Origin of the sequence: Shimia sp. R9_3 (assembly GCF_017743755.1) — a bacterium.
GTDB lineage: Bacteria > Pseudomonadota > Alphaproteobacteria > Rhodobacterales > Rhodobacteraceae > Shimia.
In genome coordinates, this window is sequence record NZ_JAGHRP010000002.1 from 643286 (window position 1) to 655673 (window position 12388).

Sequence of the window (12388 nt, forward strand, 5' to 3'; positions counted from 1 at the left end):
ATGGCGCATTTGGTTCTCACACAAGAGGTTTTCTGTCTAGAATGCGCTCAATTGCAAAAATATCTCGTTATGTTGGGCGTTTTTGCCCGATCACCACGCGGTCACGCCCATCCAGATCCGGCAGCACAGCGACGTTTTGCAAACCGGCCTCCTCAAAAAGCGCGGTCACATCCGGCCCCTGCTGCCAGCCGATTTCCACCATCAGCCAACCCGCGGGCGCAAGATGGTCTGGCGCGCCTTTGGTGATGGCGCGGTAGGCGGTGAGCCCGTCCGCTTCATCCGTCAACGCGATGCGCGGCTCATAAGACAGCTCTGGTGCGAGGGCGTCCATTTCAACCAATGCGATATAAGGCGGGTTGGACACGATGAGGTCAAAGCTGCCGTCAACGGCGGCAAACCAATTGCTTTCTGTCAGCGTCAGCCGATCTGCCACGCCGATCTCATCAGCGTTCTGGCGGGCGACCGCGAGGGCATCGGCAGAGACATCTGTGGCGGTGCCGCGCGCGTCGGGCCGCTCTGCCAACAGGGAAATTGCAATGGCACCGGTGCCTGTGCCGAGATCGAGCACGGATTGGAAGGGGCGCTTTAACGCCTCAAGCACCAAGGCCTCGGTTTCCGGGCGCGGGTCAAGCGTCGCGGCCGTGACCGCAAAGCTGTGATTGAAGAAGGCCCGTTTGCCCAGAATATGCGACAAAGGCTCGCGCGACAGGCGGCGGGCGACAAGGCCAAGCAAGGCGGTTTGCTGCGTCAGCGTTGCTTCGCTGCGCGCTTCAAGCGTGAGCCGGTCAGCAGGCATGTCGACCGCTTTCGCCACCAGAAACCTTGCATCACGCGCAGCGCTGTCAATTGCGCCAGCGGTGAGAGAATTCTGCGCTTGTTTGATCAGGTCAGCGATGGTCAGGCTCACCCTTCCATCTCCGCCAGTGCTGCCGCCTGTGCGTCTGCGGTGAGTGCGTCGATGGTTTCGTCCAGATCGCCCTGCATCACCTGATCCAGCTTATAAAGCGTGAGGTTGATGCGGTGGTCGGTCATGCGGCCTTGGGGGAAGTTGTAGGTGCGGATGCGCTCTGAGCGGTCGCCTGAGCCCACCTGGCCAGCCCGATCCGCGGCACGCTCATCGGCAATACGCTGGCGCTCCAGATCAAACAGGCGGGTTTTGAGAACCTGCATGGCAATCTCGCGATTGCGGTGCTGGGATTTTTCCGAGCTGGTCACGATGATGCCGGTGGGCAGGTGTGTGATCCGCACAGCCGAGTCGGTGGTGTTCACGTGCTGACCGCCGGAGCCTGAGGCGCGCATGGTGTCGATGCGGATATCACTGGCGTCGATCTGAATGTCCACGTCTTCCGCTTCCGGCAGCACAGCGACAGTGGCCGCCGAGGTATGGATGCGCCCGCCGCTTTCAGTGGTGGGCACACGCTGCACGCGGTGTACGCCGGATTCAAACTTCATCCGGGCAAAAACGTTTTCGCCTTTGATATGGGCAACCACTTCCTTGATGCCGCCAAGCTCAGTGGCGTTTTCCTCAAGGATTTCCAGCTTCCAGCCGCGTGCTTCGGCATAGCGCTGATACATGCGCAGCAGGTCACCTGCAAAAAGCGCGGCCTCATCGCCGCCGGTGCCGGGACGGATTTCCAGAATGGCCGGGCGGGCGTCTGCCGCGTCTTTGGGCAAAAGCGCGAGCTGCAGGGCGTGTTCGGCCTCTGGCACAGCCGCGCGCAGCTCCGGCAGCTCTTCTTCGGCAAGCGCCTTCATATCGGGATCGCCGAGCATCTCTTCGGCTTCCTCAATGTCGGAAAGCAGGCGCTGATACGCTGCGATCTGCTCCACCACGGGCTTGAGATCGGCATATTCCTTGGCCAGCGCAGCAATGTCGCCGCCGCCTTCGGCCATCTGCGCCTCAAGGAACTCAAAACGCTGGGTGATCTGATGTAATCGCTCTATCGGAACCATGTCGCTAAGTGGGACAATCTCGGGGTTTGGTCAAGGGCTGCCTTTTGGTGTAGCATGGCCTTATGAGACGGTTGTTTGTGGTGATGATGCTCTTTGCGCCCCCCGCCATGGCGGATGGGATGATCAACGGTGTGCCGGTAGATTGCTATTGCACCGACAAACAGGGGCAGCGGATCGAGCTTGGCGAAACCATCTGTTTGCAGGTCGATGGGCGCATGTTCATGGCACAGTGTCAGATGTCGCTGAACGTGCCGATGTGGCGCGAAATTTCGCCCGGGTGCCTCAGCTCCAACCTATCCCCGTTGCCCCAGAGCCGCGATCCAAGCCTCGATGCGTTTGGCATTCACACCGAAGTCCTTTTTCCCAAATCGTGAGCGCGCGTTGATCTTGAGCGTGTCACCGACCTGCTGGGCGGTGGTGTAATCCGGATAAGACAGCAGTTTGGAGCGGGTCACATAGGTGATCATGCCGTCCTCAAGCGCACCAGCGAGCACCGTAGTGCGCGGCGTGCTCAGCGCTATTTCGTTCAATCGGGTGAGACCGTCAGGGCCGGTGTCGACAATCCGGCGGGCGCTGTTCTCGCCGTCGCTGTTTTGATCAAATTGCGCAGCCACATGCCATTTTGCCGGATCACTCGGTGCCACACGCACATAGACCGCCAGAAGCGCCACCACCGCAAAAAATACCCAGATATAGCTCATCGTCGGTCTCCTGTGAGAGGTGGTTTTTTGTTTGCGGGCAAGGTCTTCGCCCGCGTCCTTCATGATACGCTGCCGCCTCTGTTGTGGATCAGGATCAAAGCAGATGCGGGGCGCGTCAAGCTTTCCGCCGCGTCCACCCCCACAGACAGATCAGTTCGAGCGCCACATGGGCCCCAGCAACGGCGGTTGCGCCGGTGGTGTCAAACGGCGGAGACACCTCAACCACATCGCCGCCCACCATATTGATGCCGGCAATATCGCGCAGGATGATGCTGGCCTGACCGCTGGACAGACCACCCCAGACCGGAGTGCCGGTGCCGGGCGCAAAGGCGGGATCAAGCCCGTCGATGTCAAAGGTCAGATAGGTCGGGTGGTCGCCCAGAATGCCTTTGATCTTCTCCGCCACTGCCACAGGGCCATTCACATGCACTTCGCGCGCATCAATGATGTTGAAGCCAAGCGTGTCCGGGTTCTCGGTGCGGATCCCCACCTGAACCGAGCGCGAGGGATCCACAAGCCCGTCTTTCACCGCTTTGTAAAGCATGGTGCCATGGTCGATCCGGTTCGGCTCATCATCGGCCCAAGTGTCTGTGTGGGCGTCAAATTGCAAAAGGCTCATGGGGCCGAACTTCTCGGCATAAGCCTTCAGGATCGGGTAGGTGATGTAGTGATCCCCGCCCAGCGCAATGCTGGCGGTGTCGGCCTCCAGAATGCTGCGGATATGACTGGTCAGCGCGTCCGGAAACTCCATCACCCGCGCATAGTCAAAAGCCAGATCGCCATAATCCACGATGCTGAGTTCGGTCATCGGGTCATAGCCCCAGCCGTAAGGCGGATCGAAGGCCTGAATGGCGCTGGCTTCGCGGATGGCGCGTGGGCCAAGGCGGGTGCCCGGGCGGTTGGTCACCGCCATGTCAAACGGCACGCCCGTCACGGCGATGTCGACGCCTGTCAGATCTTTGCTGTAGCGGCGGCGCAGAAAGGAAGTGGCCCCCCCAAAGGTGTTTTCAAAGCTCAAACCGTGCGGCGCTTTGCGCGTGAAGGCATTGTCGACCTGGGTTTTGGCATCTTCGAGCGCCATGGGGAGTCCTCATTTGAAAATTTGATCAAATTTCGTCTGTAGACACAAAAAGGTCAAGCCCTCCCGATTGCGGAAGGGCTTGTTGTGAGGCTGCTGCCCAAAAATCTGGGGTGGATCAGCGCGGCTGTGCCGTTTCCACGAGCTTGGCAAAGAAAGACGCGCCAATCGGGCTGATCTCGTCGTTGAAATCAAAGGCAGGGTGGTGCAGCCCGGCGCCTTCGCCCGCACCAAGGAAGAGATAAGCCCCGGGGCGCGCTTCCAGCATGTAGGAGAAATCTTCCGCGCCCATCTCCATCCATTGCTCGGCGTCCACATTGGCCTCACCAGCGATCTCGCGGGCGACATCGGTGGCAAAATGGGTCTGCTTTGGGTGGTTGATGGTGGCGGGGTAATCCACATCCAGCTCCAGCGTCGCGTCCAGCCCGTAAGCGGCTGCGGTGCCTTTGGAAATCTCCTCAAGGCGGCGGTGGATCATCGCCTGCACATCCTTGTCAAAGGTGCGGATGGTGCCATTGATGAAACCGCCATCGGGGATCACATTGTTGGCGCTGCCCGCATGGATCTGCGTCACCGACACAACCGCCTGCTGGCGGGTGTCATGGTTGCGGCTGACAATGGTCTGGATCGCATTGACCATGGCCACTGCAGCCACCACCGGATCAACCGTGTCCTGGGGGTAGGCTCCATGGCCGCCTTTGCCCTGAATGTGGATCGTGAAGGTATCAACCGCCGCCATGATCGGCCCCGGCGTGGTGTGAAAGCTGCCCAGAGGCTGGCCCGGCACATTGTGCAGCGCATAGACCTCTTTGACATCAAAGCGCTCCATCACACCTTCCTGCACCATGATGTTGCCGCCGCCGCCTTCTTCTTCGGCCGGTTGGAAGATCAACGCCACACGGCCGGAGAAATTGCGGGTCTCGGCAAGGTATTTGGCCGCCCCGAGCAGCATGGTGGTGTGCCCGTCATGACCGCAGGCGTGCATTTTGCCTGCGACCGTGCTGGCGTGGTCCGCACCGGTGATTTCATCCATGGGCAAGGCGTCCATATCTGCGCGCAGACCAATGGTCTCGCCATCGCCCTCACCATTGATGATCGCGACCACGCCGGTTTTGGCGATGCCTTCATGGATTTCATCCACGCCGAACTCTTTCAGGCGCTCTACCACAAAGGCCGCCGTTTCCACGCAGTCAAATTCCAACTCCGGGTGGGCGTGCAGGTGACGCCGCCATGTTTTCATCTCTTCCGCGTAATCTGCGATGCGATTCACGATTGGCATGTCTGGACTCCCCTCCATCAATTCGCTCAGATGCCTCCAAACCAAAGACTGGAGCGTAGCGCAATGGCCGAAGACCACCTTATCCTTGATCCCAATGGCGGCATGCCGCGCCTTTTGGAGATTATGCGCCGTTTGCGGGATCCGGACCATGGCTGCCCCTGGGATATCGAGCAGGATTTCGCCACCATTGCGCCTTACACCATTGAGGAGGCCTATGAGGTGGCCGATGCGATTGAGCGTGAGGCCTGGGATGAGCTGAAAGGCGAGCTTGGCGATCTGCTGTTTCAATCGGTGTTTCACGCTCAGATGGCGGCTGAGAAGGGGCTTTTCACCTTTGATCAGGTGGCAGACACCATGTCTGACAAGATGGTCGCGCGGCATCCGCATGTCTTTGGCGATGAAAGCCGCGACAAATCCGCCGAGCAACAGACACGCGATTGGGAGACGGTGAAGGCGGCGGAGCGTGCCGGTAAAGCGCAAGAGGGCACGCTGGATGGTGTGGCTCTGGGCCTGCCAGCCTTACTGCGCGCCGTGAAGCTGCAAAAGCGTGCCGCACGGGTGGGATTTGATTGGCCGGACATCGGGCAAGTGGTTGATAAGATTGTCGAAGAGGCCGGTGAGCTTGCTGAGGCACGCGACCGGTTGACCCAAGATGAGATCGAGGAGGAGTTTGGCGACCTTCTCTTTGTGATGGCCAATCTCGCACGGCATCTCAAGATTGATCCCGAAGCCGCCCTGCGGGCCACAAACGCCAAATTTGTGCGGCGTTTTGAAGGGGTTGAGGCCAAGCTCGCGGCCCAAGGCAAACGTCCGGAGCAGAGCGATCTGGCCGAGATGGATGCGCTCTGGGATGCGGTCAAAGCCGAAGAGAAGGCGGCCAAGGGGCAGGGGTAAAACCCGCGTCTGAGCGGGCGACTTGCCCCTGAAACCTGCGCCGGACATGGGCGCAGGCGTTGGCGCTGAGAGGCCGCCGTTCACGCAAATATCAAACCTGAATAATTTGTTCAGGTATTGACCTGACTGAAAAACTCAAATTTAACGCAGCCCATCGAAACCATGACACCGTGAGGGATGACATGACCAAAGCGCTTTCCACCTCCATTTTTGCTTTTGCCGCAGCGGCCGTGGCTGCGCCGGCGATGGCTGATGAAGTCAACGTCTACTCCTACCGTCAGCCAGAGCTGATCAAGCCGCTGACCGATGCCTTTACCGAAGAAACCGGCATCAAGGTGAATGTGGCCTACCTCAAAAAAGGCATGGTGGAGCGTCTGCAGGCAGAGGGGGATCGCTCCCCTGCCGATCTGGTGCTGACCGTTGATATCTCCCGCCTGAACGCGGTGGTTGAGGCCGGTGTGACCCAGCCTGTGATCAGCGACGTGATCGTCGCCAATGTGCCGGAAGCTTACCGCGATCCAGAAGGCCACTGGTTTGGCCTGACCACCCGCGCACGGATTGTCTACGCTTCCAAAGACCGCGTCGCAGAGGGCGAAGTCACCACCTATGAGGATCTCGCAGACCCGAAATGGGAAGGCCGCATCTGCACCCGTTCCGGCACCCATGCCTATAACGTCGCTCTGACCTCCGCTGTGATCGAGCATCACGGCGAAGCCGAAGCCAAAACCTGGCTGGAAGGCGTGAAAAACAACCTCGCGCGCAAGCCGCAAGGCAACGACCGCGCACAGGTCAAGGCGATCTGGGCCGGTGAATGTGACCTCGCTGTGGGCAACACCTACTACATGGGCAAAATGCTCAAAGACACTGAGCAGCAGGCCTGGGCCGACAGTGTGAACATCGTGTTCCCGACCTTTGAGGACGGCGGCACCCATGTGAACATCTCCGGCATCGCGCTGACCAAAGCTGCGCCCAACAAGGAAAACGCCATCAAGATGATGGAATTCCTGACCGGCTCCAAGGCGCAGGAAGTCTATGCCTCGGCCAACTTCGAATACCCAATCGCGCCGGGCATGGAAGCCGATCCTCTGGTGCAGAGCTGGGGTGAGTTCACCGCTGACGACGTGAACCTGATGACCCTCGCCGGCCACCGCGCCGAGGCGCTCAAGCTGGTTGAAGAAGTCGATTTTGACGGCTGAGGCCACGCGATAGCGCGATAGAATACCAAAGGGCGGCCCCGAAAGGCCGCCCTTTTTGTTGCGCTAAAACGTCTGTCAGCCCAACCGCGCCTTGAGCACGCGCAGCATATTCTCCCCCATAACCTTGCGGATTTGTGCCTCGCTCAGACCTGCCTCAATCAGCGCGTGGGTCAGCGCGACAAGCTGGGATGTGTCAAAGGCTGTGGCGACCGAGCCGTCATAATCTGAACCCAGCGACACGTGGTCTTCTCCAAGCAGGTCCACCGCCGCTTTCACGGTTTTGGCCACTCCGGCAGGGCTGTCATCGCAGGTCACATCTGCCCAGTAGCCGATCCCCACAACGCCGCCGCCATCCGCTGCGCCATTGGCCACGATCGCCTGCATCAGCGCGTCTTCGTAGTTCCGTTTCACGGGGCAATTTCCGTAAATACCGGTGTGGCTGACGATCAGCGGAATGTCGGTCAGCGCAATGACCTCTTCCGCCACTTTCGGGCTGGAGTGGGCCAGATCAAGCACCAGATTGCGCTCTGAGATGGCATTGACCACCTCGCGGCCAAAATCGGTCAGCCCTTTGTTGCCAATCCCGTGCAGGGAGCCACCCAGCGCGTTGTCAAAGAAGTGCTGCAGGCCAATTACTCGGTAGCCTTCGTCCTGCAGTTTTTGCAGGTTTGCGATGTCGCCCTCCAGAGGGTGCGCCCCTTCGATGCCCAGCATACCGCCAACAACGGTTTGCCCTGCGTCGCGGTCCGCAAGCAGCGCGTCGATGTCGGCGCTGCTGCGCAGGATGCGCAATTGCCCACCAGATGCTGCCTCGGCCTTTTGCAGGCGCTCCGCCTGATAGACCGCGCGCTCAAAGATCGAATCCCAAGTGCGCGCAGGCCAGAGCTGCCCAACTGCCAACAGGGTGATGTTGTCGCGCGCATCTGCGGAGTTTTCCTCATAGTTCTGCCCGGCCGGAGATTTGGTCACGGCGGTGAACACCTGCAGCGCCACATTGCCCTCAATCAGACGGGGCAGGTCCACATGGCCGCGATCCGCGCGGTCCAGAACATCGCGTTTCCAGAGCAGCGTGTCAGCATGCCAGTCACCAATGGCAAGGTCACCGTGCAATCTGCGGGCAACATCGCTGACCGGAAAACCGCCCTCGCTGGTGATCGCGTTGCGGGATCTTTCCACATGCCCCGGTGCCACGATCAGAAACGCAGCCACCGCCACAGCAAAAGTCAAAAGCAGCCTGCCCAACCATTTGCCGAATGTGCGCATATGTTCTCCCCCGATGCACCCTAGTCCTTGTGCAGAGCCTAGGCCGGAAAGAGGGCATTCTCAAAGCTTTACGTCGGGGCGGGGCGTTGCTCCTTGCCAGTGGTGTGCTTAGATTGGGGGGAGGGCAAAGGAGGATCACATGGCTGGTGGTTGGGCAAAAGATGGCGCGGTGAGCGAACAGATCGAGGCCAGCATCAACGATGAGCTGGCCCGCCTTCAGGCGCAGCGTCAGCCGGTGGGTGAGAGCCTCAGGTTCTGCGCGGAATGCGAAGAGGAAATCCCCGAAGCACGCCGCCTTGCGCGACCCGGCGTAAAGCTCTGCATTGAATGTCAGCAGGAGCGCGACAGCGCCTATCAGGCCCGTGGCGGCATCAACCGGCGCGGCTCCAAAGACAGCCAGTTGAAGTGAGACCCCTCTGATGAGCTTGCTGATTGTCTATCACTCCCGCACCGGCGGCAGTCGTCTGATGGCCGAAGCTGCCTTTGCCGCCGCAAGAGCCGAAGGCGCGGTGCGCTTGCTGCGTGCAGAAGACGCCCAGCCGGAAGACCTGTTGGCTGCAACGGGCTATCTCTTCTGCGCGCCGGAAAACCTCGCAACGCTCTCGGGCGCAATGAAAGAGTTCTTTGATCGGTGCTACTACCCTGTTCTGGGGAAGATCGAGGGGCGGCCTTATGCGCAGATGATTTGTGCCGGATCAGACGGCGCAGGTGCCGCGCGGCAACTGGCGCGCATCGCCACGGGCTGGCGGCTCAAGGAGGTGCAGCCCGCGCTGATTGTCTGCACCAATGCGCAGACGCCGGAGGCGATCCTGGCTGAGAAATCCCTCTCTGAAACGGAGCTGGCCCCCTGCGGTGACCTTGGCGCCGCGCTTTCTGCCGGACTGGCGCTTGGGGTGTTCTGAGGCACGCGACTGATTGCGGCTCGGCACCGCTTTGCTGATGCAGATTTGGTGAAACGCGCGCGGCAGTGTACCATGTCCCTTATTTGTTTATGGGATTTTGGGTATGTTTCTGTTGTATTTCCCCAAAAAGGCCGCGCTCTTTGCGCTTGCCCTACTTCTCGCCGCTTGCACCAACTACGCTGATTATTCGCTGCAAGCCTACACCTACGCCACCGAGGCCAAGGCCAAAACGCTCAAATTGGTGAGCAAAGCCAACGGCAGCTACAGCGCCAATCGGGCAGCCGCTGAGGCGTTGTTGCTGGATATGGACGTGGCTTATGAGTTTGCCAACGGCATTGAGAACAACGAAGAAGCCGCTGATATCTGGGATAAATTGCGCGATCCCGATGGCAATCTGGTGGGCGGTTTTCTCACCGCTTGGCGCACAGAGTTCCCCGGCGGCGTGAGTGCAGACAGTGCATTCATCAATGAGTTCAAAAAGAACATCACCTTCAGCTTTGATCGCCTGATCTGTTTGGAAGCGAACAAAGGCCAAGCCACCGCTTGTGCTGACATCGAACAGTAACGCCCGCAGGCAAGGAGAGAGATCATGGACACAGACGCGATATTAGACGCGATCCAGGACGGATTGGCGGACCTGGTCAAAAATGCGGCCAAGACCTTTGCCAATGAGGCAGAGCGGGATTTGAAAGCCTTTGTGAAAGAGTCCGAGGAAGACATCCGCCGCTATGCAAAGCTCTTTGCGGAAGGCAAGCTCTCGGAATTTGAGCTGAAGTTCCTGATGAAGATGAAAGCCGACAACGCGGAGCTCTTGGCAATATCCGCCAAAGGCATCGCGCGGGCGCGGGTCAAACATCTGATGAACAGCATGAAAGACCTGATTGTCAGCACAATTTTGGCGGCGGTCTGAAACGAAAAAAACCGGAGCAGGGGCTCCGGTTTCTCAGCGCGCTTTAGGGCTCTGCTTCGGTTGGTTTTGGGGCTCCGCCCGTTCGCAACACATTCGCTCCACTGGAGCGAATGCCGGGGCAAGCCCCGGGTCAATTTGGGGCTCAGCCCGTTCGAAGCTCAAACCGTCCACTGGACGGTTTGCCGGTCGGGGACCGGACCGCTTCTCACTCCATCGCTTCCAGCTCGTCGATCATGGACGAAATCATCGATAGGCCCTTGTCCCAGAACTTGGGATCAGAGGCATCCAGACCGAAAGGTGCCAGCAGCTCTTTGTGGTGTTTGGAGCCACCTGCCTTGAGCATGTCGAAATACTTGTCCTCAAAGCCTTCGTCCCCTTCGGCGTAAACCGCATAGAGGGCGTTTACGAGGCCGTCACCAAAGGCGTAGGCGTAGACATAGAAGGGCGAATGCACGAAGTGCGGGATATAGGCCCAGAAGGTCTCATAGCCTTCCATGAAGTCAAAAGCTTCCCCGAGACTTTCTGCCTGCACCGACATCCAGATCGCATTGATGTCTTCCGGTGTCAGCTCGCTTTCACGGCGCGCGGCGTGCAGTTTGCATTCAAAGTCATAGAAGGCAATCTGGCGCACAACCGTGTTGATCATGTCCTCAACCTTGCCCGCCAGCAGGATCTTGCGCTGCTCTTGGGTTTCGGCCTTGTCCAGCATCGCGCGGAAGGTCAGCATTTCGCCAAAGACAGAGGCGGTTTCCGCGAGTGTCAGCGGGGTGGAGGAGAGCATCTCGCCCTGTTCCGCCGCCAGCACCTGATGCACGCCATGGCCCAGCTCATGCGCGAGTGTCATCACGTCGCGCGGTTTGCCGAGGTAGTTCAGCATCACGTATGGGTGGACACTGGTCACGGTGGGATGCGCAAATGCACCCGGCGCTTTGCCCGGCTTCACGCCCGCATCAATCCAGCCTTTGGTGAAGAACGGCTCTGCAATCTCGCCCATGCGCGGATCAAAGGCGTTATAGGCATCCATCACGGTTTTCTGCGCGGTGGCCCAATCCACAGTGGAGGGATCTTCCATCGGCAGCGGCGCGTTGCGGTCCCAGACCTGCATGCGGTCCAGCCCCAGCCATTTGCGCTTCAGCTCATAGTAGCGGTGGCTGAGCTTGGGGTAGGCGGCCACAACCGCATCGCGCAGCGCTTCTACCACCTCAGGTTCCACATCATTGGAGAGGTGACGGCCGGTCTGCGCGCTTGGCATATTGCGCCAACGGTCGAGCACTTCTTTTTCCTTGGCGGCAGTGTTGTGCACGCGGGAGAAGATCTTGATGTTGTCGTTGAAAACCCGCGCCAGCTCATGGGCAGCGGCTTCCCGCTTTTCACGATCCGGATCGGTCAGGAAGTTCAGCGTGCCTTCGATGTTGTACTCTTCGCCAAGCACGTCAAAGGTCAGCCCCGCAATTGTTTCGTCAAACAGGCGCTCCCAGGCGTCGCCGACCACGCCGAGATCGTGCAGGAACTTCTCCAGCTCGTCAGACAGCTGGTGCGGCTTCATTGCGCGAATGCGGCGGAAGACCGGCTCATAGCGCGCCAGCTCTTCGTTTTCTGCAAAGGCTGCGGCCAGTGTGTCATCTTCGATGCGGTTGAGTTCCAGCGTGAAGAACACCAGCGGCGTGGAGAAATTGGTCAGCTTCTCCTGCATATTCGCCATGAACTGCGCGCGTTCTGCATCGGTGGTCAGCTGGTAGTAGCGCAGACCGGCGTAAGACATGATGCGGCCGGAAATCTGAGAGATCTTCTCGTTGCGCTGCACACAGGTGAGCAGGTCCGCCGCAGAAAGCCCGGCAAGCTTGCCCTCATAATCGGCGGCAAAGGCGGCACATTCGCCCTCAAGCCACTCCAGATCCGCGATCAGCTCCGGCGCGTCGTCCCCCGCGTAAAGATCGCTCAGATCCCATTCGGGCAGATCGCCGAATTCTTGCGTGCCAGAAGACGCATTGGCATCGCGAACGGGAAACGGAAGGTTCAGCATGAAAGCACCCTGTGTTGTGAATAACTGTTGTCGCTCAGATAGGCAGAGCGGCGGGGGAGGTTCAAGGGGCAGCAGCGATGGACGCGCGTTTACGACGTCTGCGCAGAGAGAGGGGCCAGCTCCTCTGTCACAGCGAGCTGCGCCATTCACCCCGGGATATTTTGCGAATGAGAAAAGGCTGGCTGGCGT

At 59.5% G+C, this 12388-nt stretch carries 14 protein-coding genes; 7 read left to right on the forward strand and 7 right to left on the reverse strand.

All coding sequences use genetic code 11. From position 1 onward, the window contains the following. Positions 1 to 67: 67 nt before the first annotated feature. Both prmC and prfA read right to left on the reverse strand, forming a co-directional pair. Entirely contained in the window at positions 68 to 907 is an 840-nt protein-coding gene (gene prmC, locus J7412_RS07595; RefSeq protein ID WP_348540479.1) for a peptide chain release factor N(5)-glutamine methyltransferase, read from the reverse strand. Beyond that, entirely contained in the window at positions 904 to 1953 is a 1050-nt protein-coding gene (gene prfA, locus J7412_RS07600) for a peptide chain release factor 1 (RefSeq protein ID WP_209078099.1), read from the reverse strand. Before prfA ends, prmC begins: the two co-directional genes overlap by 4 nt. 83 nt (positions 1954 to 2036) lie before the next feature. Here prfA and J7412_RS07605 point away from each other — a divergent pair, with 83 nt between their 5' ends. After that, positions 2037 to 2327: a hypothetical protein gene (locus tag J7412_RS07605; protein WP_247742751.1), complete on the forward strand. Its 291-nt coding sequence runs from the start codon at positions 2037 to 2039 to the stop codon at positions 2325 to 2327. Here the strand turns inward: J7412_RS07605 and J7412_RS07610 are convergent. From J7412_RS07610 to J7412_RS07620, 3 genes are all read right to left on the reverse strand, one after another. Then, a complete protein-coding gene (locus J7412_RS07610) occupies positions 2247 to 2654 on the reverse strand; it encodes a DUF1499 domain-containing protein (RefSeq protein ID WP_209078101.1) in 408 nt (135 codons plus the stop codon). The two genes, J7412_RS07605 and J7412_RS07610, sit on opposite strands and share 81 nt — an antisense overlap. Before the next feature lie 115 nt (positions 2655 to 2769). Then, complete coding sequence (speB, locus tag J7412_RS07615; RefSeq protein WP_209078102.1) at positions 2770 to 3735, reverse strand: agmatinase; 966 nt, start codon at positions 3733 to 3735, stop codon at positions 2770 to 2772. Between the two features lie 115 nt (positions 3736 to 3850). After that, positions 3851 to 5011, reverse strand: a complete 1161-nt coding sequence (locus tag J7412_RS07620; RefSeq protein ID WP_209078103.1) for a M20 aminoacylase family protein — start codon at positions 5009 to 5011, stop codon at positions 3851 to 3853. Between the two features lie 63 nt (positions 5012 to 5074). On the opposite strand from J7412_RS07620, the gene mazG reads away from it, so the two are divergent. Together mazG and J7412_RS07630 are read left to right on the forward strand one after the other, a co-directional pair. After that, on the forward strand, positions 5075 to 5905 hold the full coding sequence (gene mazG / locus J7412_RS07625) for a nucleoside triphosphate pyrophosphohydrolase (RefSeq protein WP_209078104.1): 831 nt from the start codon (positions 5075 to 5077) through the stop codon (positions 5903 to 5905). Positions 5906 to 6087: 182 nt separating this feature from the next. Continuing rightward, a complete protein-coding gene (locus J7412_RS07630; protein ID WP_209078105.1) occupies positions 6088 to 7101 on the forward strand; it encodes a Fe(3+) ABC transporter substrate-binding protein in 1014 nt (337 codons plus the stop codon). 75 nt (positions 7102 to 7176) lie between these two features. Here the strand turns inward: J7412_RS07630 and J7412_RS07635 are convergent, their stop codons facing one another. Then, positions 7177 to 8364, reverse strand: coding sequence for a membrane dipeptidase (locus tag J7412_RS07635; protein ID WP_209078106.1), 1188 nt, complete (start codon positions 8362 to 8364; stop codon positions 7177 to 7179). 139 nt (positions 8365 to 8503) lie between these two features. Between J7412_RS07635 and J7412_RS07640 the strand changes: the two genes are divergently transcribed. The 4 genes from J7412_RS07640 to J7412_RS07655 all read left to right on the forward strand — a co-directional run bounded on the left by J7412_RS07640 (position 8504) and on the right by J7412_RS07655 (position 10176). Continuing rightward, a complete protein-coding gene (locus J7412_RS07640) occupies positions 8504 to 8773 on the forward strand; it encodes a DksA/TraR family C4-type zinc finger protein (RefSeq protein ID WP_209060680.1) in 270 nt (89 codons plus the stop codon). Positions 8774 to 8780: 7 nt separating this feature from the next. Continuing rightward, positions 8781 to 9266 carry an NAD(P)H-dependent oxidoreductase gene (locus J7412_RS07645; protein ID WP_209078340.1) on the forward strand — a complete coding sequence of 162 codons (486 nt, stop codon included), beginning with the start codon at positions 8781 to 8783 and terminating at the stop codon, positions 9264 to 9266. Between the two features lie 103 nt (positions 9267 to 9369). Continuing rightward, a complete protein-coding gene (locus tag J7412_RS07650; RefSeq protein ID WP_209060678.1) occupies positions 9370 to 9831 on the forward strand; it encodes a hypothetical protein in 462 nt (153 codons plus the stop codon). Positions 9832 to 9855: 24 nt separating this feature from the next. After that, positions 9856 to 10176: a hypothetical protein gene (locus J7412_RS07655; protein WP_209060677.1), complete on the forward strand. Its 321-nt coding sequence runs from the start codon at positions 9856 to 9858 to the stop codon at positions 10174 to 10176. Positions 10177 to 10381: 205 nt separating this feature from the next. Here J7412_RS07655 and J7412_RS07660 read toward each other — a convergent pair whose 3' ends face one another. Then, on the reverse strand, positions 10382 to 12199 hold the full coding sequence (locus J7412_RS07660; protein ID WP_209078107.1) for a M3 family oligoendopeptidase: 1818 nt from the start codon (positions 12197 to 12199) through the stop codon (positions 10382 to 10384). Positions 12200 to 12388: the final 189 nt, after the last annotated feature.